Below are 23,140 nucleotides of genomic sequence, written 5' to 3'. Positions count from 1 at the left end.
TCAACGATATCACGCTGCAGACGGGCCCGATGACCGGATGGCAATACGCCGGTGGTGGACAGCCAGCGCTGCCTCGCCGCCGCTCGTGGAGTGAAAGAGTCCAAGCTGCTCGAACTCCTCTTCCTGCAGCGGCGTGATGGCGATATCCGTGTAGGCGTAACGTTCCGGTGCCTTCACGACTTCCCTGAGGATAGCCTCTGTCCTGAGGTAGAAGCGCAGATATTTTGTCGCCTTGACAGCGGTCTCACTCCAGTAGCGCGGATAGAAGCGAAGCGGCGATTCGAGCGGTAGCCGCCCACGGCGGTCACGGCGGTGTTTCATCCGCAGGGCTCCCCCTTCGAGCGGATGCACACCCTCGTGTTCGATCATCAGTCTGAACCAGGCGATTGTGCGCATGATCGTCTTCGGTCGGCCGTTCGGGATCTGCGCTGCCCGCTTGACGATCGTGCGAATGTGCTCGTACGAGTAGAACGCGCTCCAGGCGCACCGATACGCTTCTTCCCATTCAGCGTCCGACATTTTCGGGTGGTGCGTGACCCGGTGGTTGGTGTCGTATTTGTTGATGTCCGGGTCCATCCATTCACCGTTCCTTATCATCGTCTGATGATCCTCGGAGCCCGGAAGTGGGGTGAGCATGAAGAATTCGAGAATGTCGATTGGCAATTCACGCTTGATGATCTCGATGTCGCGCAGGATCGATTCTTTCGTGTCCGCCGGGAATCCGATGATATAGCCAGCGTAGGTAATCGCGCCGTGGGCGCGCCACTTCTGCAGCATGGCGCGGTATTCGGTGATCTTGTTCTGCCGCTTCTTGGCCGCGATCAGATTCTCCGGATTGATATTCTCAAGCCCGATGAACACGCGACGCACACCCGCGCGCGTTGCCTTCTCGATGAAGTCTGGAATCTTGTGACAGAGCGTGTCGACCTGGATCGTGAAGCCGCAGTGAATGCCTTCCTTTTCCCGAAGTTCGATGACGCGGTCGAGAAGGATCTCCCAGTCGTGGTTGCGAGCGAAATTATCATCCGTGACGAAGAACCGGTCGATGCCCTGCGTTGCGTTCTCGCGGATGATCTTCTCGAGATCGTCGGGGGTGCGAAAGCGACTCTTGTGCCCCTGCACGTTGATGATGGTACAAAACGAGCACTGATACGGGCAACCACGACCGAGGTCAACCGAGGTATAGGTACCTGCCGTGCGTTCGATATGCTTGCGCGGCAAGAAGGGCTGGGGAGCACCTTCGAGCGAGGGTAACGTGTCCATGAAATTATACAAGGGCTTCATTGCACCATTCCACGCGTCGAGAAGGACTTCATCAAGACGCCGTTCCTCGGCCTCCCCAGCGAAGAGCGCCACACCCATTGCTTGTGCTTCCTTAAGTTCAGCGGGCATCTCGGGCAGCATGGAGATGCAGCCAGAAACGTGGAAGCCACCGATCGCAACCGGCAAGCCTGCGGCACGGAACTGGCGGGCGAGGTCGAGTGCGCGCGGGTACTGGTTCGACTGCACACCGACCAGACCAATCATCGATCTCCCGCCTTTTGCATTCAGGTCACGAATGATGCGCTCTGGCCGCACCCGCTGGTTGGTTTCGTCCCATGTTTCGATCTCAAAATGGACGCCAGGGCCCAGCAGCTTTCGCTTTCGCGCGTCATCAGCGAGCGCATACATACAGGCGAGTGTATTGGAAGGCATGACCGAGCGGAGCCACTGGATCGGGTAGCCGTCGTCGTCGTAATGGGTCGGCTTGATGAGGACGAGAGAGAATCGGAAACTGTCAGAAATCGAGTAGATCGTGTCCATGGTCTGCTCTGTAGCCCTGTCTGGAAGTCACAAAACCGTGAAGGTCGTCCGTCTTCAGAAAATCGGAGATGGATCGTGAACTGGCAAGCAGTACAACAACCCGCATCCTACCCGCCTGGCCCCCTGCTGTGTTTACAATGCAGCAGGCGCCAAGTTTCGAGGATTGGGATCCTGTTGGGGCCGACAAGAACTATGACACGGCGGGCTTCGTGGCGAGTTGCCGCGCCAATCGTGTGACGCCGCATGTGGCGCAAAACGACGGCCGCGGAGGTGGCTCAGCGATTGACGGTCGCACGACACGCTGGGCCGGCTACGCCATCAGCCAGCGCAAGCGCAAATGCATCGAGCAGGTCTTCGGCTGGAGCAAGACGGTAGGCCGGATTCGTCAGGCGATGTATCGTGGCCGCGAGCGGGTCGAGCAGTGGTTCCTCCTGACGCAGGCGGCCTACAACCTGACACCACCGACGCCGACCTTGCCGCGCCCGACCTTGAAATGAGGCACACAGGGGCGCAGCCTCTTCCTGGAGCCGGCCGTCAACGTAACGTGCTCCGCAGGGTAGCGGGTTGTCCTGTGCGGCGCGGCCTGATAGGCGGGATGGCCCGGATCGATGCGCTTGTTAGCTGCCATAACTGGAACCTCCTCAGAGGATTCTATGCCGAAGCGGCACGGCGGTTATGCCGCATTCCTGAATATGTGCTGTAGTCAAACCTGCGACCAGGCGGTCAACAAACCGGGCGTGCGCTTGGCGATCGGCCCACCTTACGGCGACATGTTCGATGGCGTTCCTCGGCCAGTAGGTTCGGGCTTCTATCCCTGGTAGCATGAACGCCACCTGGATTGTTGAGGGACAAAGGTCCGCTATCTGATTGGACCTGACGTTGGAGTGTCCGCCTGAGCGCACTGGTGAACGCCCGCTCCTGGCCGAGCGCAGCCGTTTACCAACCGCGCAACAACCCGGTGATACTTCGGCATCCATTCAGTCAGCGCCCGCCTCAGTTAGAGATGCCTCGGACCCGCCGCGATGCCGCCCGCATCCGTTGGGACTTCTGCTTTCCCAACCATTGCAGCGATTCCCGCACGACCTCGGGCGGAACCTCATTGAATGACGCGCTGCGAATCAGCGCCTCGCTTGCGGCAATGTCGTTGAACTGCCCCAGCTTGGTCTGCACGGATGTCAATTCCTTGATGGTGCGACCGTGTCCGCCTTTGATAACGGGTTGAAAAAACTCCAGCAGGTACCTCAGTTTTTTGCCTGCCTTTCGAACGTCGTGAAGATCCTCCTCGTGGGTGTCCTCGCTGCGTGCAGCGCGTCTGCTTCGCTTTTGAAGTGCACGCCGTGCTAGACGGACACGCTTCTCGGCGAACGCCTGAATGGGTAGATTGTCGCAACGCGACAGCAGTGTGGTTTGCGCGCGAAGCAGGACATCGTTCAGAAACGCCTCGACATCGTCGCTTTTGATCATCGTCTGGCTATGCACCACCGCCTGCGCGCGCATCTCGCGCGCCGCGGCCACCAGCGGTTCGATCGAGGCGCCGGACTCCTGGGCGGCTCTCAGCAGATCGCCTGCTATGTCCCAGTCACGGGTTCCGCCTGCCACGGCCGCAAGACGCTTGAATTCTTCGGTGGCTTGCGCGGTCGATTCCTCTCCGAGGTATGGAGAGTACGCCCAGTACAAAGCCCGAAGCTTTCTGAAAGCCACGCGAAGCTGATGAAACCCTTCTGCATCGCTCTGCGTGGATAGCTCTCTTGCCCTTTGCACGGCTTCGGCCACCACTGGCGCCGCCAGCGACGAGAAGGTACTGGCGACGGAACTCGTTTTTGAAAGTGATGAACCGGCCGTCCGGCGGTTGACTTTGAAGAGAGTGTTTGGCCGTGGCAAGGACCAGTCACCATCCATATTCATTGCAGCCTCGAGTCGAATAGAAAATCCATTTGCCGAGACCTTACCATAGCGACCCTCTAGCGCCGAGATTGTGACGCGGTGATGACATGCTTTAAGCTGCCGCGCGTCCGCTGTCCTCGCTTCGAAACATTACCGGCTTCTGCTGTTCTGTATTAGGATGCTCAACTATGTCTGGCAACGCCCGATACGCCGCCGTGTGGTGCGCGTCTTGAGAGTATCTGGGGCATAAGTGGGAGTTCGGTTTGAAAAAACGCGCCACCGTGATCTGTCGCAGAGGTAAGCGAATCCTTCTGGTCGCACGTAGTCAAGCAAAGTGGGCTTTACCGGGCGGGATCCTCAAGCGTGGAGAACATCGCACGGACGCCGCACTTCGGGAACTCAAGGAAGAAACTCAACTATCCGGCAAGTCGGCCAAGCATCTCTTCGACTTCCGTGGCAAGCAGAAGCACCATCACGTGTTTTCCTGCGAAATCCCGAATCGGGCCAAAGCTCGCCCGAGTAACGAAATAGCCAGGTGTCGCTGGGTTCACATGGACGAGATCCGTCGCCTCATGACCAGCGGGCCGACGACCGATATCGTGAAGCTCATGTATCAGCGGCGCAGGAAGTAGCCCAGACCTTCAACTGATACCCCGGCGTCCGATTGCACTGCCAGGAACTAAACAAGCGAGGCCGGCGCACCAGCCTCGCTCAGAATTTCGAAAGCCCGAAAAACTACGCCGCGAACTTGAGCGCCTGTGCGAAATCCGCAATCAGGTCGTCGATATCCTCGATGCCCGCGGACAGCCGCAGCATGCCGTCGGAAATGCCCATCGCCTTGCGCGTTTCCGGCCCGGCTTCGAAAAAGATCGTCGGCGCGACGGGAATGATCAGCGTGCGCGTGTCGCCGAGACCGGTCGCCTTGACCGGCAGCTTGAGCGCGTTGACGACTTCGACCATGCGATCCACGTTGAGTAATTCGAACGACAACAGCCAGGATGCGCCCTTGAACAGCGTCTGTGCGATCTCGTATTGCGGATGGCTCTTCAGGCCAGGATAGAACACGTTGCCGATCGCTTCGTGCCCTTCGAGAAACTGCGCGAGCGCGAGCGCATTGTCGCTGCTTTGCTTCACGCGCAAGGCGAGCGTTTCCGCGCCCATCGCGATCGAGTGCGCCTGCTCGGACGACAATGCCGCGCCCATGTCTCGCAGGCCTTTCTTGCGGATCTGCAGCAGCCCCTGATCCTTCGCCGCCGAACGCCGATAGTCGTCGGCGATGTTCGGATACGCGCTCCAGTCGAACAGACCCGTATCCGTCACCGCGCCGCCGAGGGCCGCGCCATGACCCGCGATAGTCTTCGTCAGCGAGTTGATGACGAGGCTCGCGCCGACCGCCTTTGGCTTGAACAATGCGGGCGAGGTAATCGTGTTATCGACGAAGTACACGATGCCGCGCTCACGGCACACGTCACCGATACCTTGCAGGTCGGGAATCTGCGTGCCCGGATTCGCGATGGTTTCGACGAACACCATGCGCGTATTCGGCCGGATTGCGTTTTTCACGTCGTCGACGTTGCACGCGTCGACGGTCGTGACTTCGATGCCGAGCGCCCGCAACGTGCCGAACAGACTGTTGGTGTTGCCGAACACGTAGCGGCTCGATACGAGATGATCGCCCGCGCGTAGCAGCGTGAGGAACGTCGCGGTGATGCCGGCCATGCCTGTGCTGAAGCAGATGGTGCCGACGCCTTCTTCGAGGCTGGTGATCTTGCGCTCGAGCGCGGCGGTGGTGGGCGTGCCCTGCCGTGCGTAATTGAAGCCGCCTTTCTTCGTGCCCTGGAACACGCCGATCAGGTCCTCGACGCGCTCGAAACCATATTGCACGGACGTATGAACTGGCTGACGCAAGGCACCGTGCTCGGTGCCCGCAATTCTGTCGCCGTGAACGATGCCAGTGGTGAAACCTTGCTTGTCCATTCCTTCTCCGCTTTTATAGATCGATTGCTTCCAACCGATTATCGCCTGTAACCGCTCGCCGGCGAAGTCCTTGGCGTCCCGTCCGGCGGCGCGGGACACCCCGTATGGGCAAAACCCGCTCCGCGATGTTGCGCTGCGGGGTTGGCTAGCCTCGGTGGCACGAACAGGCTCTAAGTCTTCATCGACCAGCACGGGAGCGAACGTGGCCGACCCTGATCATCCTGCTAGCAAACCGAAGACGGCGCACATCATCGCCGCGCAGGCGAGCCCGTGCGACGAGCTCGTCATCCGCACGCAGCCCATCACGACCGGCCGCCCGTGCCAGCGCAAGCGCCTCGCGCTGGCCGCGACGATCGGTGGTTCGAGCATGGCGTTCATCGATGGCTCCGTCGTCAACGTCGCGCTGCCGGCCATTCAGAGCGAACTCGGCGCGAGCGTCGCGGCGATGCAGTGGGTCGTCAACGCGTATCTGCTGTTTCTCGGCTCCCTCGTGCTGGTCGGCGGATCGATGGGCGACAAGCTCGGCCGGCGCACGGTGTTCATCGCGGGCGTCGCGCTTTTCACGCTGGCGTCGGCCGCTTGCGGGTTGGCACCGAATGCGTTTGCGCTGGTCGCCGCGCGCGCGGTTCAAGGCATCGGCGCGTCACTGCTGGTACCCAGCAGTCTTGCGATCATCGGCGCGGTGTTCGACGACGCAGCGCGCGGACGGGCAATCGGCACCTGGGCGGGCGTCGGCGCGATCACGTCGGCCGTGGGGCCGGTGGCGGGCGGCTGGCTCGTCGACGCGTGGTCGTGGCGCGCGATCTTCTTCCTGAACGTCCCGCTCGCGGCGCTGACGATCGCGCTCGCCATATCGGCCGTGCCTAACAGCCACGGGGCCGATGCACCTGGACAGCTCGACTGGCCCGGCGCACTGAGCGCAGCCACGGGGCTCGCCGCGCTGACGTTCGGCCTGACCGAAGCATCGGCGCGTGGCTTCGCGCATCCGCTCGTATTCTGTGCGATTGGCGCCGGCGTGCTGATGCTCGCCGCATTCGTGACCATTGAGGCGCGCAGCCCCAACCCGATGATGCCGCTCGACCTGTTTCGCTCGCGCGACTTCGCCGGCGCCAACCTCGTCACACTGCTGCTTTACTTCGGCCTTGGCGGCACGTTCTTCTTCCTGCCGTTCACGTTGATCCGCGCGCATGGCTACACCGCGACCGAAGCGGGGGCGGCGCTGTTGCCGGTGCCTTTCATCATCGGTTTGCTATCGCGCTTCACTGGCGGTCTGACTAGCCGCTTCGGTTCGCGCGCGCTGCTGACCGTTGGCCCGGGCGTCGCCGGAGTCGGGTTCACGTTGCTGGCGCTGCCGTTCGTGCGCGGCAGCTATTGGGCTGAATTCTTCCCTGCGCTCGTCGTGCTCGGGCTCGGCATGACGATCACCGTCGCGCCGCTTACCACGACCGTGATGGGCGCGGTGCCGAGCGAGCGCACAGGCGTGGCGTCCGGCATCAATAACGCCGTTGCGCGCGTGGCGGGCCTGCTGGCGATTGCGGTGCTCGGCATCGTATTCGTGTGGTCGCACCACGCGGCGCTATCGGCGCGCCTCGACGAACTGCATGTGCCGCAAGATACGCGCCAGATTGGGCAATTGCTGGCGCCGGTCGAGCAAGCGGGAGGGGCGGCGGGCGACTTGCATACGCCGCGCGAGACATCCGTGGCGCGCGCGCAAGCCGATGCGATGACCGACGCGCTGCGGGCCGTCGCGCTCGTCTGCGCCGCGTGTGCGTTCGCCGGAGCGGGGCTTGCGATGGCCACCATCCAGCCGCTGCAACGGCCGGCGGTGGCGCGCCCGGAGTGAGAAACGAAACTCAGTGGTGAACAGGCCGCACCGGGGACCCCGTCGGCCGGATCACCGCGGCCGCTCGCGCCTCGATTCTTGCCGCCGACGAAGTCGGTTGATGTGGCGCGCTGTCGTACCCGTTCATTTGTTCATCGATGATGAAATCCGCGACTCTCATCGCGTCCATCGAGTTGCCGTCCACGTCGTTCCACTCGCGAATCGCGCGATTGACCTTGGTTAGCGCGGTGACAGCAAGCAGTATGGCGTCGGTCTCGGTGATCTTGCCTTCGAGATCATCTACGAGGTAGTCCGCAACACGTAGAGCCGCGCCGATCAGATTGCTGTCGTCGCTCAAGTCCGTCAGTACCGCATGAACCACTGCGAGGCAAGCATCTTTGCGTGCAAGTGCGATGTCTGTCATGAGGTTCTCCAGAGTCCAGGTGCAAACACAATTTATTCCGAGTGCTCCCTGCATGTCGAATGCGCCCACCTCGAAGCCGCCACCGCGTTGCCTTTACCAGCGCTGGTGGACGTGCGGCGCGATATGGCGCTGATACACATCCCGGACCCGTTGCATTATCTCGTCGGACAGCGGCGCGAGGTTCGCGGCCGAGACGTTCGACGCCGCCTGGGCCGCGTTTTTGCTGCCCGGGATGATGACGGAGACGGCATCCTCCATCAGGATCCAGCGCAGAGCCAGCTGCGCCATGGAGGCGTTCACGGGTACCAGGCCGCGCAGTTCGTCGACCGCTTGCAACGCGACGTCGTAGGGCACGCCGGAGAACGTTTCGCCGACGTCGAACGCCTCGCCATGCCGATTGAATGCACGATGGTCGTCTGATGCAAAAGTCGAATCCGCGGACATCTTGCCCGTGAGCATGCCGCTGGCCAGAGGCACTCGCGCGATGACCGCAACGTCTTTCTTTTGCGCTTGCCTGAAGAACAGATCGGATGGACGCTGACGGAACATGTTGTAGATGATCTGCACCGAAGCCACGTTCGGATATTCGATCGCCTTCAGCGCTTCTTCCACCTTTTCGACCGACACGCCGTAGTAGCGGATCTTGCCGGCGGCGACGAAGTCGTCCATTGCGTCGAACACCTCGGGACGGTAGTAAACCTCCGTCGGCGGGCAATGCAGCTGGACCAGGTCGAGCGTGTCGACGCCGAGACTCGAGCGACTCCGGTCGATGAAAGCTTCGAGCTCGTGCTTGTTCAGATAGCCGCTGGTCACATGCGGGTCGAGTCGGCGCCCGAGCTTGGTGGCGACAATCGGACGTTCGCCGCCTCGTTGCCGCAGCACGTCGCGGATGATCCGTTCGGAGCGACCATCACCGTAGACATCGGCCGTGTCGATGAACGTGACACCGTTATCGAGCGCGGCATTTAGCGCGGCCTTGGCGTCATCTTCCGCAACACTGCCCCACGAGCCGCCGATCGCCCATGCCCCAAAACCGATTTCCGACACATTCCAGCCGGTACGACCAAATTTTCTCGTCGAAAGCGTCATTTGGATGCTCATCCTCTGTTTTTTTGCGAAGTTGCGTCGCAGGCGGTTCATGACCCTTGCGGGAGCGCCGGCGACCTTTGTACATAGTGTAGCAAGCGGGCAGGGCCGTTGAAGTGGGGTATGCGGCCGGGCGGAATCGATGATCGCCCGCGCGAAGCGATGAAGTATGATTTCCACGGCATCGAAGCGGCTGCTCCGACAACAGGACGTGGAACCCGGATAGAGGTGGCGTAATGACAACCAACGCAGGTTCTGACGGCATCGCGAACGACGGGCTCGGCATCACGCGCACGAGTGCACGGATTCCGGCCATCGCACCATCGCGAACCGCGCTTGTCGTCATGCACTACCAGACCGACATTCTCGGACTCTTTCCGTCGGTGGCGCCCGCCTTGCTCGCCAATACGCGCAGCTTATGCGACGCGGCCCGGGCCAAAGGCGTCAGCGTCTATTTCGCCAACCTCAGGTTCAGTCCGGGCTATCCGGAAGTCAGCCCGTTGAACAGGAATGGGCAGGGAATCAAAAGTCTTGGCCTCTTCCTCGCAGACCGGACCGCGCCAGAGTTGGGCCAGCAGGCCAACGAACCGCTCGTCATCGCGCATCGTGCGAGCGTGTTCTTCGGCACCGATCTGGAGGCGAAGCTTTCGGAGCAAGGTATCGATTCGCTGATCATGGTCGGCATCGCGTCGACCGGAGTCGTGCTGTCCTCGGTCGCGTACGCCAGCGACGCGGACTTCCGCCTGTATACGGTGAAGGATTGCTGTTACGACCCGGACCAGGTGGTCCACGAGCGTCTGTTTTCTACCGCATTCGATTCACGCACAACGGTGCTGTCACTGGCGGATGCGTTACTGCTGCTCGCGTAGACCAATATCGCCAGCTCGACTACGTCTTTCCCCGGCGTTCCGTTGGTTTCGCTACGAACAAACCCCGCTATCGCACCAGCGCTTTCGGGCCGCCCGGCGTGACCGAATAACCGTCGTTCAACGTCTGCAGGAATGCGATGACGTCGCGAATCTCGGCCTCGTTCAGCGCGGGCTTGCCGCCGAGCTTCCGATCCATCGGCGCATCCGCGAAGTCGACGTTGTTGCGATAGCGGCGCGGCAGATCGTCGAATTTGTCGACCTTGCCGTTGGCCCCCTTCGGATACCACTTCGCCGGATTGGTATCGCGCTCGACATAGAAGCGCATCACGTCCTCAAGCTTATGAAAGCGGCCGTTGTGGAAAAACACCGAGCGCGTCGCAACGTTGCGCAGCGTCGGTGACTTGAACATGCCGCAGAAGCCGGTTTCCTTCGCCAGATCAGAGCGATAGGGGCCGCACAGCCCAAGGTCGAAATACGTCGGATCGCGATTGGCCGGAATGTCCGGGTTACGCGGCACCCCGAGCGCGATGAACGAAAAGTCGGCGAATTGCGCCGGCCGTCCGCCGGGCCCAGGCGCGTCCAGATGGCATTTTGCGCAATTGCCCTTGTCGGGGTTGTTGAACAGCGCGTAGCCGCGCAGTTCCTGCGCCGTGAAGTCCGCATTGCCCGACATCGCCGCATCGAACTTGCTCGTGTACGGATGGAAGCTCACGTCTTCGGTCTGAAACGCTTCGAGTGCTTCGCCGATGTGCGCGAATGCCTTGTCCGTCTGCGAGAAGACCTGGGCGCCGAGGACCTTTCTGAAGGTGTCGGCATAAGCGCTGCGCTGCAGCTTCGCGACGACTTCGGCCGCGCTGCGGTTGGCCATCTCGTTCGGATTGAGTAGCGGCATCGACGCCTGATCGTGCAACGATGCGGCGGCGCCGTCGCGCATGAAGCCGCCCGTCGGTCCTTCGTCCTCGGTATCTTCCGAGGCGGGCGTATAGAAGTGCCGGCTGAACAACGGCGTGAAGCTCAGATAGCGCAGCGACGGCACCGAGCGCGTACCCGGCTGGCGCATGTCGGCGCCGCCCAGTTGCACGGCAAGGCCGTTCGGTGGACCGTAGGCGCGCTCGGGACTATGGCAGCTCGCGCATGACATCTTTCCCGAGGCCGATAGCGACGCGTCGAAGAATATCTGTTTGCCAAGTTCGGCCCGCTGGCTCAACGCGGCAGGGCTCGCGGGGTAGCGAACCCATCTTTGCACCGAGACTTTGGCGGCCGCCTTGGGCACCGCTTCCGATGCCGCGGCAAAGCCGCCCGCGGCGGCCGTCAGTCCATTGCTCGACGGCGCTTGTGCCGTGGCTGAAAAGCTCGCACCCAGCGTGAAGGCGGCGAAGGCGGCAATCGTTGCAGCGCCCAATCCACTCGCCACTTTGAAGCAATCTCGAATCATCTGCATGCGTGCGTCGTTTCAACGGAAGACGGTGGAGCGAAGGCCCCACCGTTTTTTCGATGCTCTCGTCGATCAGAAATTGAACATCGCCATCAGGTCGCCGATCGAAGTCGTGTTGATCGGCAGATACGGGCTTTGCGTCGAGGTGACCGGATTCGGCAGACGGTCGCGGCTACGCGTCGACAGCGGCTGCAGGCGCCAGTTGCGTTCGATGAATTTGAGCACCGACGCATGATCGTAGTACGTGTGGTCGACCATCCCCTTGCGGGCATACGGCGACACCACGAGCATCGGAATGCGCGGACCGTCGCCGAAGAAATCGAGGTTCTGGATCGCGCCGGTGTCGAAGTGGCCGCCGCCTTCGTCGGTGGTGATCAGGATTGCCGTATGCGCCCACAGCGTCGGATTGGCCTGAACGTTGGCGATCACGGTCTTCAGGAACGCCTCATAGGTGGCCGGTGCCGAATAGCCGGGGTGACCGCTGTCGAGGTTCTTCGGCACGACGAACGACACCGCGGGCAGCGTGCTGTTCTTGATGTCGTTGGCGAACGTCGTCAGATCGGTCAGGTTCGCCTTCAGCGCGGGCGTGCCCATCACCTTGCTCGACGCGACCAGCGGGTCGCCGATGACGTTGTACTGCGCCGACTGTGCAAGCGCCGCCGCCTGCGCCGCCGGCAACCCGTCCGCGAGTTCCAGCAGCTGGGTTTCAGCTGCAAGGTCGCTGGTGGTGCGCCCGCCCGTATACCACTTCCACGACACGCCCTTGGCAGCCAGCGCCTCGGCGATGGTGGGCACGGTCTGCGGCGGGTAGTTGTAGTTGTTCGGACCGATCGGCTGGACGTTGCCGTTCAGGTCATAACCGGGGTTGTAGTTGTTGACGAGATAGTACTTGCCCGCGTCGCAATTGCTTGCGACCTTCTTCGCGGCGAGGAAATTGAGAATGGCTGACACGCCGGCCTGGCTCGCATCGGAACAGTTCACGTAGGAGCCGCCTTCGTAGCCGTCCTGCGTGTAGAAGTTCGCCGTGTGCGCCATCGGGTCAGGATTTTCGATCTGGTTGGCCGGCGGCGTTGCGACGGTGCCGGCCGTGTTGAAGTACGGCTCGTCGGCCGTCGCGATCGAGAAGAAGTTCGCGCCGGTGCCGCCCATGATCGACTGGTGATAGTTGTCGCTGACCGCGTAGGTTTGCGCGAGTGACTGGAAATACGGCGCATCGCCGATCGACATGTTCATGAAGCCCATCAGTTCGCCGCCCTGCGACGGATTCTGCGGCGTGATGCCGGTCGTATCGCCACCCTGGCCGACCGTGGTGGCCACCCACGTGAACATGTCGTGCTTGCTGTTGTCGCCGCCGGTTTGCTGCCACATCTGGAAGAAGCGATGGACCGGGTCGCCGGTCATCGCGTAGAGCGTCAGCAAGGGCGCGACGGCCGTGACCTGCTGCGCGTACGGTACGTACCTGGTGATCTGGAACGGGCCGTTAGGCAGCGTGGCCGGGAAGCGCGTGTCGGCCGTGCCGCCGCCGGTCGTGAAGGTCTGGAGGTTTTCGATGCCGATCTGTTCCGGCTGCGGCAGAGTCGCGTACGCCGCGCCGCGCGTCGGGTTGATCGTGTAGGCCGTTTGCGTCGTGCCCTGGTTCTGGGCGGCCTGCGCGAAGTTCGGACCCGGCGTGCCGTCCGCGTTGATGATGCCTTCCGACAGCAGGTTCTTGACCGTCTGGCCGTCCGGCGCGACGTAGCCGCCGAACAGGCCGTCGAAAGTCTGGTTCTCGCCGACCACGACGATGACGTGCTGAATCGGCGTCGTGGTCGCGCTGTTGCTCAACGCGAGCGCCGAGCTCACGGCGGCGACCGGCATCGCGCCGGAGACCGCGCCGGTGGGCGGGATCGAAACCTGCGCGCGGCTGGCGTCGACACCGGCGGCGACCGTGCCGGCGTGCACCGTGAAGCGCGCGATATCGAACAGGTTATCGAGCGGGTTACTCGCATTCGCCTGATAAGGCGTGCCGATCGGGTCCGCGACGGTATTGACCGGCACGTTGAACGCGCTGAACAGTGGCTGCAACGCGCCCGCGACGGCCGCGTCGGCCTGGGCGATGCTGCTCGCGGAGATCTTCGCCGACGCGATCTGCGCGCTGGTCGGCGCGCCATTGGGCACGATCCCCAGCACGCGCTGCGTGAGCAGCGACGTCAGCGGATTCAGATTGGCGACCACGGACACGGCCGCACCCGACGACGCGGGCGCGGGATCGATGACCGCGGACAGGGTGGCCGGCGTGCCGTCCGCATCGTTGAATGGCGCGGTCAGAACGAACGGCGCCTTGCCCGTCATCGACACGGTGAACTTGCCGGTCGCGTCGGTGAGGCTCGACTGCGTGCTCTTCCCGTCGCTGTCCGTCACCGTGACGGTGACGCCGACGATGGGCGCGCCGGCGGCGGCGATGCCCGTCGCGGTGACGCTGGTGCTGGTATTCGCGCTGGCACTCGAGCCGGTGGCGGGCGAGCTGACATTGTCGGGGCCGCAAGCGGCGAGCGAAAGCATGACTCCCAAACCGGCGAGTGTCGAGGCGCTTCTTTTCATGGTCGTTGGGTCGTGGGGGTTGTCGGTCGTCGTTTTTTTCTGTGCCGCAAGACTCAAGACCGCTCGACGTCGCGGGCCTGGATGGCGCCGCGATCTTCCCAACGCCATATGACAAGGCAGTGATGACGTCCCGCGGCTCGATCGACGGTTCTCTCTAATTTGCTACGACGGCGCGGTCGATATGGCTCGACCGACGACGCCCTGCTTGTGCAAGTGGGCCGACTTCCTGCATGCGAGCATGATTCACGCCTCGTGCATGCCGTATTCGGCGATCACGATGAGTTACTCGCCACATCGGCATATGATTTGCTGGCTGATACTGGAAGAGAAACCAACCGGATGACAAAACGTGGCGTCGAAAACAACGGGCATCGCCCCGCTCCAGATGTTCGAAAGCGTCGTCATCCGGTTGTACGACGGCGGCGTCCTGTCGCCGGCCGTGCTCGAACGTGTGATCGGCGCCTTCGCGCAAGCGGATGTCGACTGGCATGACACGGTGGAGGGCCGCTCCGTCGACGGTCGTTCACTGCACGAAATCGTCGCGCTGACGATGCTGCCGGGACAACCTGTCCGGTCGGCATCGGCATCGTTCATGACTGTGATCGAACACATCGCGGGCGTCGCGCCGGATACGGACGAGAAAGCAGCGCAGCCAAAAACCGCGCGACGCAAAAAAACCGCGCCGCCGGTGGATGAAACGGACGCGGAGTCGGAGTCCGAATCGCAAGAACTGCTTGCGCAATTGTCGGGCGACGGACGATCCAGCAAGCGCCGCCGCGCGACCGAACAGGATCGGCCGGCGGGTTCGCGCGGCTATAACCCGTTCGTCAACGCACGGCCGCCGCGTTCGAAAAAGCCGTGACGCCGGTTGCCTTCGTCGACAGGAACGGTCGTTGGCAACGTCGTTCTGGTCGGCGACGAGCGGGGTGAGTTGCACTGACATCGTGAGGACGTCTCGCCGACGGGGGCGTTGGCCCGACCCGGTTCCCCCGCTGCCGTACACTGTCCGCTGGCCGCATCGCCCGCTGCCCGCCAGCTCCAACCCATGCCCACTTCACTCAGTCCCGCCAACTGGCTAATCGCCCGCCGCGATGCCGAAACCGGCATCGAGAGCCTGCGCGCGCATTTCGGCGGCCACGCCTACGATCCGCACGATCACGACGACATGTTGATCGGCTATACGGAGCAGGGCGTGCAACGCTTCCAGTGTCATCGGTCGTTGCACACGAGCGTGCCGGGCCGCGCGATCCTGATCGAGCCCGGCGCGCTGCACGACGGTCACGCGCCAGAGGCGGCCGGCTTCACTTACGCGATGCTGTATCTGCCGCAAGCCTGGGTCGAGCGCGCGGCGCGGCGGCTCGATCTGCCGGGACTGGCCGGCGTCGAGGCGGCGTTCGGCCATACGCTGGTCGACGACCGTGCGCTCATCGATGCGATCGGCCGGGCCTTCGCCGCGATCTACGGCAACGAGGGCCGGCTCGCGCGCGACCAGACGCTCGATCGTCTGCTGCTGCAACTCGGCGCCCAGCTGCGCGATGCGCCGCTGACCGGCGACCCCGCCGCGTCACCTGCGATCACGCGGGTGCGCGATCTGTTGCACGAACACATGGACGGCAATCTGGGGCTCGACGAACTCGCCGAAGTTGCCGGCATCGACCGGTTCAGGTTGACGCGTCTGTTTCAGCGCGCGTTCGGCACCTCGCCGCACGCGTATCTGGTGCGCTTGCGCCTGCGCGCCGCGCGGCGCCTGCTCGCGACCGGCCGCACGCCCGCGCAGGTCGCCGCCGAAGTCGGCTTCGCGGATCAGAGCCATCTCGGCCGCTGGTTTCGTCGGGCGTACCGCATGACGCCGGCGGCGTACCGGCAGATGTGCACAAACGTTCCAGACTGATCGCGCGGCATCGTCGATCATGAGCGGCTCAACGAGGAGTCATCATGTTCGATACCAAAGTGGCGCTGATCGTGCGCAGCGATCTCGCGGTCTGGCAGAAGCTCAATGTGGTCGCGTTTCTCGCGACCGGTGTCGCGGCCGCGGCGCCCGATGCGCTGGGCGAGCCCTACGAGGATGCCGCCGGGCACCGCTACGGCCGGATGCTCGGCCAGCCGATGATGGTGTTCGCCGCCGACCGGTTCGGTCTGCAGGGCGCGCATCGGCAGGCGCTGTCGCGCGAGCTCGGAATCGTGCCGTATGTGCACGCGGTGTTTTCGACGGGGCATGACGCGGCGAATCGCGCAGTCTTTCGCGCCGAGGACGCGGCGAATCTCGATCTCGTCGGTCTCGCACTGCACGGACCGAAGAAAGCCGTCGATAAGGCCGTGAAAGGTTTGGCCTTGCACGAATGAGTCAACGAGTGCGCGAGCCGCTCGATTGTCGACGGTACTCGCGCCGAACTCTAAAAGAAAAACGTTTGCCGCGCCGGACGCGAATTGCGTTAAAACAAAAAAGGCTTATTCGGCGAATGCACGGGGCATATCCAAAGGGCATAGATCAGAAAGGCACAAGTAACGCACCCCCTCAATAGCGGATCGTGCCGCCATCGTGGCAATGCGATTGCAAGTCGTTGTCGAGAAACGAATTGTCGGCGATTGCACCCGCGCGCTCGCCAACTCGTTTCAAATGGTTCTTTGCAAAAACGGCTTTCTACAGCACGGACATGCTCGCAAGAAATCCTTGCATATACGTTTCCTCCTGAATTTGACCTCAGTCAGAATTGAACGTGTTGATGTTACACTGCAAGCCGCTGGAGCCATTCTGGCAAAGGGCTTTGGTGTTTCCAGCTCAAAGTGGTTTGAAACGCGTCCACGACTTGTCGCCGGTGTCGTGCGTGCGGCAGCCATTCACTGGACTTCTCCAACACCCTGCTGCGTTCCCGGATTCCTCAGGTACTAATACCGTGTACTCTCAAACGCAAATCGACCCGGTGATCAGCTTCCGCAACTCGCAGCGCGAGCACGTGCGTGGGACGATCATTAACCTCCAGAGAAAGTCTTTGGTCATGGAGGTCTATAACCCCTATTCCATCGTGCAGGTCAGCGAGGTGTTAAGCGAGCTGAGCGTGCGCATGGGCACCAAGAATGCCTATCTCGGCAAGGCGGTGGTGGTGAGTCTGGTGAACACCGGTCTGACCGCGGTGGTTTCGCTGGCACTCATCGACGAATGGCGCGAGCTTAGCGTTCTGCCCAATGAAGCGAAGTCGGTCGGCCGGGAAGCAGAACTCTTTATCAGCGACTGGGACGCCCGCTTCAATATCCGGCGCGACTATCAGATCGTCGTGAACGAGATGCGCGCATTCCTGTCGGAAGTGTCGCGCTGGGTCGAGCAGGTCGACCTGACCGAGAGCTTGCCGAAGACCGAAGAAGGCAGGCTGCGCGAGGACCTGTTCTACGAGCTCGCCACGCCGATCATGCTCAAGATCAAGTTCTTCCTCGACCGCCTGGAGGAAGAGGCCGAGCGCGTCGACGCCGAGACCGCACCCGTGCATCGCACGTATGCGCAAGCGGCACTGCATCCGTTGCTGCTGCGCGCGCCATTCGTCTACCGCACGTTCACCAAGCCGCTCGGCTATGCCGGCGACTACGAGATGGTCAACCAGATCCTCAGCGATCCGCAGCAGGGACCGACCACATACTTCCAGATCGTCAATACCGCGTTCCTGCACGCGGCGGTCGCGACTGCGCACCGCAACCGCATCACGCTGCTGATCGACTTTCTGACGCGTCAGGCCGAAGCGGCGCGCGCTGCCGGCAGGCCGTTCCGCATCCTCAACGTCGGTTGCGGGCCCGCTTTCGAGATCCAGCGCTTCGTGCGCGAATATCCGCATCCGGAGCTGCTGTCGTTCGAGCTGGTCGACTTCAGCGAGGAAACGCTGGCGTTTACGAAGGACGCGATCGAAAGCTCGGCGAATGCCGCGGGCCATAAAGCCTCGGTGCACATGGTGCATCAGTCGGTGCACGATCTGCTCAAGCGTAAAATTTCAACGGACCCCTCCGCGCGCGAATTCGACGCGGTGTACTGCGCGGGTCTGTTCGACTATCTGTCGGACAAGGTCTGCGCGCGTCTCCTCAGTTACTTCGCCGCTCGCACGCGAGCTGGCGGCCAGTTGCTGGTCACCAACGTCCATTCGGCGAATCCGGAGAAGTACGGGATGGAGCATCTGCTCGAGTGGTATCTGATTTATCGGAACGAAAGCGGCATGAGCTCGCTGCTTCCCGCCAACTCCAATGACCAGAAGCTCTACGTCGACAAGACCGGGGTGAATGTGTTCGCGGAAGCCACGATCCTCTGAAACCGTGTCGACATCCCTGTTCATGACTACCAGTCCCCTGCAGAGCGGCTATCAAACCGAGCTGGCCGACTTTCGCGTCACGTTCAGCCGGGGCGGCGCGTGCACAGCGATTGCGCTCGTGCTGCTCGGCGTGGGGCTGGATTACGCGCAGTATCCGCAGTATCAGACGTCGTTCGCGCTCGCGCGCCTGCTCGTGTCGTTGATGATCGGCGGTATCATCGCCTTGCTCGATACCAGCATGGGGCGGCGGCTTACTCCATGGCTGACGCTGTCCTGGCTGCTGCTGCCGCAGGCGATGATTTCATGGATGATCTGGCGCACCGATGGTGTTCTGTCGCCCTACTACATGGGCCTGAATCTGGCCATCTTTGCGTCCGGCATTGCGTTGCCATTCGGTCTGTGGCAAAACCTCGTGTTCGGCGTGCTGTCCTGCTTTCTGTATCTGCTGGCCTGCCTGTTGCCTCCGCATCACGGCGTGCCGCTCGGCACGATGACCGTCAATGTTCTGCTCCTTCTGTTCGCCGCTGCCGCAAGTGCCGTCTACACGTTTTTCAACGAACGCGTGCGCTTCATGCTGTTTCGACTGAAGGCCGAGGTGTCCGAGAAAAACGCGGAGGTCTCCGCGAAGAACGCCGAACTCGAAGTGATCAATCGGCAGTTGCTCGACATCAAGGGCCAACTACTGCAGCAGGAAAAAATGGCGGCGATCGGTACGCTCGCGGCCGGCCTGCTGCATGAAGTGAACAATCCGGTGAACTTCTGTCTGATGGCAATCGAGGTTGCGCTGGAAGAGCCGATCGCGAAGAAGGAGCCGACGCTGCAGGAATGTCTGGTCGATGCGCGGCAGGGCATGCAGCGGATCCAGCACATCGTGTCGGACCTGAAGACGTTCGCGTATCGCAAGCCCGGCGCCGAGGCGGAGCTGGGCACGCCGTTCCTGTTCGAAAAGGCGCTCGATTCGGCGATCCGGCTCGTCGGCCATGAATTGCGCGGCGTCACCGTCACGCGCGAGCTGCCCGCGGATACGCTGGTGCAGGGCGACGAGGCGGCCATCATCGGCGTGCTGATCAACCTGCTGTCGAATGCGGTGCTGGCGATGCGCAAGGCGGGCACGCCCGCGCCGGCGATTCATGTCAACGTCAGATGGACCGAAGACCGCCTGCATGTGACGGTAAAAGACAATGGGCCGGGCATCGCGCCGGAGCATATCGCGCGCGTGTTCGAGCCATTTTTTACCACCCGCGAAGTGGGACAGGGCCTGGGCCTCGGGCTGTCGATCAGCTATGCGGTGATCGAGCGTCATGGCGGCCTGCTGTTTGCTGAGAGCGAGCAGGGAAGTTGGGCGTCGTTCAGTTTCGATCTGTCGCCCGCACCCTGAGAAACACCATGAATGACATCCGACAGACACAGCCCACTCTTCTCTACGTCGATGACGAAGAGTTGGCCTGCAAATACTTCGCGCGCACCGTAGGTGCCGATTACGAGGTCCTGCTCGCGACGAGCAGCGACGAGGCGATCGCTATCCTCGAGCAGGACAACGCCCGCATCGCGGTGCTGGTCACGGACTTCCGCATGCCGGGGCGTGACGGTGGCGACCTGCTGCGCCAGGTGGCGCTGGAATATCCGCACATCGTGCGGATTCTGGTCACGGCTTATGCAGACGTCGAGATGTTATTGCAGACGGTCAACACGGGCGAGGTGTTCCGCATCCTCGAAAAGCCGCTGAAGCCGGCGGCAGTGCGCGATACGCTGCAACTGGCGTTTGATCGTTACCACGAACGCGCGATGCAGAATCAGCGCCTGATCGCCATCGACGAAACCCTGGCGTTCATCGCGCACGAACTGAACACGCCGCTCGCGGCGATCGCGTTGAACGCGCACAGCATCGAAGACCGCATCGACGCGGAGCGCGATGCGGAAGGGGAAATTCTCGGCGCCGCGCAATCGATGCGCGAGAGCGCGCAGTACTGCATGGCGGTGGTGTCGTCCTTCTGGCGCTCGGTCCACAACGGGCGGCGCCGGCAACTGGAGGGCGACGAGGCGCGCATCGAGAGTACCGCGCATGGGCTGATCTCGGCGTTGCTCGATACGTATCCGTTTACGACCGCGCAGCGCTCGTGGGTGCAGGTCGACGTCGACAGCGACTTTGCCGTGCTCACGCAACCGAATTGCGTGGCGCTCGTGCTGTCGTCGCTGTTGTCCAACGCGTTGCGCGCGCTCGCGGATGTGCCGTCGCCGTCGGTGCGCTTTACCGTGACAACGGAACCCCACCCGAGCATCGGCATCTGCGACAACGGGCCGGGAATTCCGCCCGAAATCAAAGACCGCCTGTTGACGGACCCAATTACAACGCACGCGAAATCCGGGGGGAACGGCTTGGGCCTGATTCTATGCAACCGTGTCATGCAGTCCTGTGGCGGCGGACTCAGGATCGAGTCCACGTCGGAGGGAGGCACCACCGTAGTGCTGGATTTCCCCCATATCAAAGGTCAAACGCACAGGAGTTGTTGATGAACGAAGCAAAAGCCACAGAGGAGTTGGCGCCGGCGATCATCTTCGTCGATGACGAAGCTACCGCCGTAAAGTACTTCCAGCGTGCCATCGGAAGCCTGGCGCCGGTCCTGACTGGCGGCTCGGTGGAAGAGGGCAAGGCGCTGCTCGACGAGCACGGCGACAGGGTGGGGGTGCTGGTCTCCGACCAGCGTATGCCGGGCGAGTTCGGCAACGAGCTGCTGCGCTATGCGAGCGAGCGCTTTCCGCATGTCGTGCGGATTCTGACCACCGCGTATTCGGAAATCGATCAGACCGTCGCGGCCGTCAACCTCGGTCATATCCATCGCTACATCAAGAAGCCTTGGGACATCACGGCGCTGCGCATGGAGCTGAAGCAGGCGCTCGAGCTGGCCGAGCTGCGCAAGGAGCGCGACACGCTGGTGCGCGAGAAGCTGGGCGTGCTGCAAAAGCAGGTGGTCGCCACTCGCATCGGTCTGGTGCGTTCGCTGTCGGCCACGCTGATCGGGCCCGAGCGCTTTCAGCCGGTCGAGACGTATCTCGCCGCAGCGGTACTCGCCGACGTGCCGAACTCCGAGCCGGACTGGCTGCTGCAGGACTACTCCGATCTGATCGCGGCCGAGAGTGCCCGCAGCGGCGCGTTCGGTCATACGGTGGCCGCGCACCTCGCCACGCTGCGTAACCGTCACGGCAGCGCGAGCGTGACTGCGAGCGACGCGCTGACGGCGCTGGCCGGGGTATTTTCCGAGGCAGGCATCAATGTGCGCCGCGAAGGCGATGGTCTCGTGTGCGACCAGCCGGCCACACTCGCGGAGTTTCTCGCGGAGCCGGGCAACAACTCGGTGTCGAGCGGGCACGCGGTATGGCTGGCGAGCCTTCTGTGGCTCGACGGCAATGACGTTGCACTGCAGCCGGCACGAGAAGGCGATGCGGTCGCGTTCCGGCCGGCGCAGCGCGGTAGCGAGTTCGCCGCCGATCGCCTCGCCACGTGGATCGAGCAGTTCTGAGTGCCTTGCTTCGAGGGCGCGGCGTCTGACGCGCCACTATTCGCACTGGCTTCGCGCTGCAACCCGCCTCGGCTAGCAGCGCGAAGCTGACAACGGCTCGCGCGAGTCGTTCGAATGTTTTTCCACGCGCGCGGACAGACAGCACGCTCTTTTCACCTCGACAAGCGTTGCCTGTCAGGCCTGACTTCTCAAGCCTGAACGCGCGGCGCGAAGCGCCGCGTCCGAATCCACTTGGTAGCCACCCACTTGTCGCCCGTGCGCAGCGGCGTGCTCGCGTGCAGCGAGCTCGGATCGCACAGCCCGTAGCGGTTGCCGTATTCGAAGTAGAGCGCGTGCCCGCGCTGCGGCGCGACCGACCAGCCAATCTGCGGAAACACCGTCTCACCGCCTCCTTCGACATCTTTCAGATACATCAGCAGCGTGCCCATGCGCTGGCCGCTGCGCGCGATCGACTCGCGATTCGTTTCGTTGCTCGTCATCAGATAGTCGACGTGTGGTGTTGACTCCGCGCCTTCCTCATAGTGCAGCATTTGCATGCCTTCGCCGTTCTCGACCGGGGTTGCCGTGAGTTCCGCGATGCGCGCCTCGATGCGCGAGATCAACGGCGTCTCGCCCAAACGGAAAAACATCCCGTGACTGCTGCGATGACCGGCGATCACATCGCGGCCGGTCACTGGATCGACGACGGCCGACCGGTCGAGCCGCGGCTGTGCGAGCGCGATCAGCTGCTCGCATTCATCGGCACTCAGGAAATTGGCGATGTGCACGGCGGCCGGTCGTTGCAGCCGCGACAGCACGCGCACCTTGCGCTCGCCGAGTTGGATCAGCGGAGCGTCGGGCACGCGCAGCGGCTCGGGCTGGTAGCTGAGCGGCGCGCTGCCGACTTCGAGCTTGTCGCCGGGCAGCGCCATACCGTACAGGAACGCCGATGCGACCGCATCGACCATCGCCGACGCGAGCTCGGCCGCGTTGTCGCGGCTCACCAGTTCGTTGACGATCGCTTGGGGCGCGACGCCGCGTGAAAGGTTGGCGGCGATCCAGTCGCGGACTTCGGCTGGGAAATTGACGGTGATGGACATCGGGGCGAGGTTGTGGGGTGTCGTGACAGTCGCGGCGCGCGCGACGCTGGCTCGCGATCGTAGCGGACGATTGTGACGACTCTGGACGCACGGCCCGGTTGTCAGTTGGCTGTCGTCTGTTACCGCATATTGCGATGTCCCGCCGGGCCCATAACTCTGCCCATGCGGGTGTCCGCCCCCACGTGCCGCCCGATCGATGCCCCGGACTCTTCCACCGGCCAACATGTTGCACCCCTGTAACTCAAGGCCGGCGCAAGCCGGTTACATTCACGCATGCCCGTATTCAAGCCCTCGCCCCACTTCCTTACGTTTTCATAACAACACGTCCGGAGGCGTTCGACTGATGACAACGCGCGTGAACCATGGCACTTTTGCGC

Annotated in this window: 18 protein-coding genes and 1 pseudogene; 11 read left to right on the top strand and 8 right to left on the bottom strand. The window is 62.7% G+C overall.

Annotation, left to right across the window (positions count from 1 at the left end; translation table 11 throughout):
- Positions 1–9 precede the first annotated feature (9 nt).
- The gene (locus tag OKW29_RS16650; protein WP_429291811.1) at positions 10–1,803 is read right to left on the bottom strand and encodes a B12-binding domain-containing radical SAM protein; all 1,794 of its coding nucleotides are present in this window, start codon (positions 1,801–1,803) and stop codon (positions 10–12) included.
- 173 nt (positions 1,804–1,976) lie between these two features.
- Here OKW29_RS16650 and OKW29_RS16645 point away from each other — a divergent pair.
- Positions 1,977–2,300: pseudogene (locus tag OKW29_RS16645) on the top strand (transposase); the annotation flags it as partial.
- Positions 2,301–2,796: 496 nt separating this feature from the next.
- Here the strand turns inward: OKW29_RS16645 and OKW29_RS16640 are convergent.
- Positions 2,797–3,708, bottom strand: a complete 912-nt coding sequence (locus OKW29_RS16640; RefSeq protein ID WP_429291810.1) for a CHAD domain-containing protein — start codon at positions 3,706–3,708, stop codon at positions 2,797–2,799.
- A 242-nt stretch (positions 3,709–3,950) separates the two neighbouring features.
- Between OKW29_RS16640 and OKW29_RS16635 the strand changes: the two genes are divergently transcribed.
- Positions 3,951–4,319 (top strand): NUDIX hydrolase, encoded by a 369-nt coding sequence (locus OKW29_RS16635; RefSeq protein ID WP_184070277.1) that lies wholly within the window; start codon positions 3,951–3,953, stop codon positions 4,317–4,319.
- Between the two features lie 103 nt (positions 4,320–4,422).
- Here OKW29_RS16635 and OKW29_RS16630 read toward each other — a convergent pair whose 3' ends face one another.
- Positions 4,423–5,664, bottom strand: coding sequence for a cystathionine gamma-synthase family protein (locus OKW29_RS16630; protein ID WP_184030122.1), 1,242 nt, complete (start codon positions 5,662–5,664; stop codon positions 4,423–4,425).
- A gap of 202 nt (positions 5,665–5,866) precedes the next feature.
- Here OKW29_RS16630 and OKW29_RS16625 point away from each other — a divergent pair, with 202 nt between their 5' ends.
- A complete protein-coding gene (locus OKW29_RS16625; RefSeq protein ID WP_429291809.1) occupies positions 5,867–7,507 on the top strand; it encodes a DHA2 family efflux MFS transporter permease subunit in 1,641 nt (546 codons plus the stop codon).
- A gap of 10 nt (positions 7,508–7,517) precedes the next feature.
- Here the strand turns inward: OKW29_RS16625 and OKW29_RS16620 are convergent, their stop codons facing one another.
- Both OKW29_RS16620 and OKW29_RS16615 read right to left on the bottom strand, forming a co-directional pair.
- Positions 7,518–7,910, bottom strand: coding sequence for a hypothetical protein (locus OKW29_RS16620; protein ID WP_187627216.1), 393 nt, complete (start codon positions 7,908–7,910; stop codon positions 7,518–7,520).
- Positions 7,911–8,003: 93 nt separating this feature from the next.
- Positions 8,004–8,999, bottom strand: coding sequence for an aldo/keto reductase (locus tag OKW29_RS16615; protein WP_429291808.1), 996 nt, complete (start codon positions 8,997–8,999; stop codon positions 8,004–8,006).
- A 233-nt stretch (positions 9,000–9,232) separates the two neighbouring features.
- On the opposite strand from OKW29_RS16615, the gene OKW29_RS16610 reads away from it, so the two are divergent.
- Positions 9,233–9,865, top strand: coding sequence for an isochorismatase family cysteine hydrolase (locus OKW29_RS16610; protein WP_429291807.1), 633 nt, complete (start codon positions 9,233–9,235; stop codon positions 9,863–9,865).
- A gap of 67 nt (positions 9,866–9,932) precedes the next feature.
- Here OKW29_RS16610 and OKW29_RS16605 read toward each other — a convergent pair whose 3' ends face one another.
- Positions 9,933–11,306, bottom strand: coding sequence for a cytochrome-c peroxidase (locus OKW29_RS16605; RefSeq protein WP_429291806.1), 1,374 nt, complete (start codon positions 11,304–11,306; stop codon positions 9,933–9,935).
- A gap of 66 nt (positions 11,307–11,372) precedes the next feature.
- Complete coding sequence (locus OKW29_RS16600; RefSeq protein ID WP_429291805.1) at positions 11,373–13,880, bottom strand: alkaline phosphatase family protein; 2,508 nt, start codon at positions 13,878–13,880, stop codon at positions 11,373–11,375.
- Positions 13,881–14,229: 349 nt separating this feature from the next.
- On the opposite strand from OKW29_RS16600, the gene OKW29_RS16595 reads away from it, so the two are divergent.
- The 7 genes from OKW29_RS16595 to OKW29_RS16565 all read left to right on the top strand — a co-directional run bounded on the left by OKW29_RS16595 (position 14,230) and on the right by OKW29_RS16565 (position 21,684).
- On the top strand, positions 14,230–14,742 hold the full coding sequence (locus OKW29_RS16595) for a hypothetical protein (protein ID WP_425199374.1): 513 nt from the start codon (positions 14,230–14,232) through the stop codon (positions 14,740–14,742).
- Positions 14,743–14,925: 183 nt separating this feature from the next.
- The gene (locus tag OKW29_RS16590; protein WP_429291804.1) at positions 14,926–15,771 is read left to right on the top strand and encodes a helix-turn-helix domain-containing protein; all 846 of its coding nucleotides are present in this window, start codon (positions 14,926–14,928) and stop codon (positions 15,769–15,771) included.
- A gap of 44 nt (positions 15,772–15,815) precedes the next feature.
- Positions 15,816–16,223, top strand: a complete 408-nt coding sequence (locus OKW29_RS16585) for a DUF2000 family protein (protein ID WP_429291803.1) — start codon at positions 15,816–15,818, stop codon at positions 16,221–16,223.
- 551 nt (positions 16,224–16,774) lie between these two features.
- Positions 16,775–18,166: a class I SAM-dependent methyltransferase gene (locus OKW29_RS16580; protein ID WP_429291802.1), complete on the top strand. Its 1,392-nt coding sequence runs from the start codon at positions 16,775–16,777 to the stop codon at positions 18,164–18,166.
- A 22-nt stretch (positions 18,167–18,188) separates the two neighbouring features.
- Positions 18,189–19,544: a sensor histidine kinase gene (locus OKW29_RS16575; RefSeq protein ID WP_429291801.1), complete on the top strand. Its 1,356-nt coding sequence runs from the start codon at positions 18,189–18,191 to the stop codon at positions 19,542–19,544.
- 8 nt (positions 19,545–19,552) lie between these two features.
- Positions 19,553–20,677 (top strand): ATP-binding protein, encoded by a 1,125-nt coding sequence (locus OKW29_RS16570; RefSeq protein ID WP_429291800.1) that lies wholly within the window; start codon positions 19,553–19,555, stop codon positions 20,675–20,677.
- Positions 20,677–21,684: a response regulator gene (locus OKW29_RS16565; protein ID WP_429291799.1), complete on the top strand. Its 1,008-nt coding sequence runs from the start codon at positions 20,677–20,679 to the stop codon at positions 21,682–21,684. The genes OKW29_RS16570 and OKW29_RS16565 overlap by 1 nt, the downstream gene beginning before the upstream one ends.
- 188 nt (positions 21,685–21,872) lie before the next feature.
- On the opposite strand, the gene OKW29_RS16560 is transcribed toward OKW29_RS16565, so the two are convergent.
- The gene (locus OKW29_RS16560; RefSeq protein WP_429291798.1) at positions 21,873–22,763 is read right to left on the bottom strand and encodes a 2OG-Fe(II) oxygenase; all 891 of its coding nucleotides are present in this window, start codon (positions 22,761–22,763) and stop codon (positions 21,873–21,875) included.
- Positions 22,764–23,140: the final 377 nt, after the last annotated feature.

It is taken from the genome of Paraburkholderia sp. CI3 (assembly GCF_050436505.1).
Lineage (GTDB): Bacteria > Pseudomonadota > Gammaproteobacteria > Burkholderiales > Burkholderiaceae > Paraburkholderia > Paraburkholderia tuberum.
Note: the sequence above shows the minus strand (reverse complement) of the source record. Positions and strands in the feature narration are given on the sequence as shown.

Bases quoted from the DNA above. Each gene is read 5' to 3' on its own strand.
- OKW29_RS16640 (WP_429291810.1), bottom strand. From the start codon at position 3,708: ATGAATATGGATGGTGACTGGTCCTTGCCACGGCCAAACACTCTCTTC.
- OKW29_RS16610 (WP_429291807.1), top strand. From the start codon at position 9,233: ATGACAACCAACGCAGGTTCTGACGGCATCGCGAACGACGGGCTCGGC.
- OKW29_RS16585 (WP_429291803.1), top strand. From the start codon at position 15,816: ATGTTCGATACCAAAGTGGCGCTGATCGTGCGCAGCGATCTCGCGGTC.
- OKW29_RS16560 (WP_429291798.1), bottom strand. From the start codon at position 22,763: ATGTCCATCACCGTCAATTTCCCAGCCGAAGTCCGCGACTGGATCGCC.
- OKW29_RS16605 (WP_429291806.1), bottom strand. From the start codon at position 11,306: ATGCAGATGATTCGAGATTGCTTCAAAGTGGCGAGTGGATTGGGCGCT.
- OKW29_RS16565 (WP_429291799.1), top strand. From the start codon at position 20,677: ATGAACGAAGCAAAAGCCACAGAGGAGTTGGCGCCGGCGATCATCTTC.
- OKW29_RS16600 (WP_429291805.1), bottom strand. From the start codon at position 13,880: ATGAAAAGAAGCGCCTCGACACTCGCCGGTTTGGGAGTCATGCTTTCG.
- OKW29_RS16650 (WP_429291811.1), bottom strand. From the start codon at position 1,803: ATGGACACGATCTACTCGATTTCTGACAGTTTCCGATTCTCTCTCGTC.
- OKW29_RS16630 (WP_184030122.1), bottom strand. From the start codon at position 5,664: ATGGACAAGCAAGGTTTCACCACTGGCATCGTTCACGGCGACAGAATT.
- OKW29_RS16570 (WP_429291800.1), top strand. From the start codon at position 19,553: ATGAATGACATCCGACAGACACAGCCCACTCTTCTCTACGTCGATGAC.
- OKW29_RS16590 (WP_429291804.1), top strand. From the start codon at position 14,926: ATGCCCACTTCACTCAGTCCCGCCAACTGGCTAATCGCCCGCCGCGAT.
- OKW29_RS16575 (WP_429291801.1), top strand. From the start codon at position 18,189: ATGACTACCAGTCCCCTGCAGAGCGGCTATCAAACCGAGCTGGCCGAC.
- OKW29_RS16615 (WP_429291808.1), bottom strand. From the start codon at position 8,999: ATGACGCTTTCGACGAGAAAATTTGGTCGTACCGGCTGGAATGTGTCG.
- OKW29_RS16620 (WP_187627216.1), bottom strand. From the start codon at position 7,910: ATGACAGACATCGCACTTGCACGCAAAGATGCTTGCCTCGCAGTGGTT.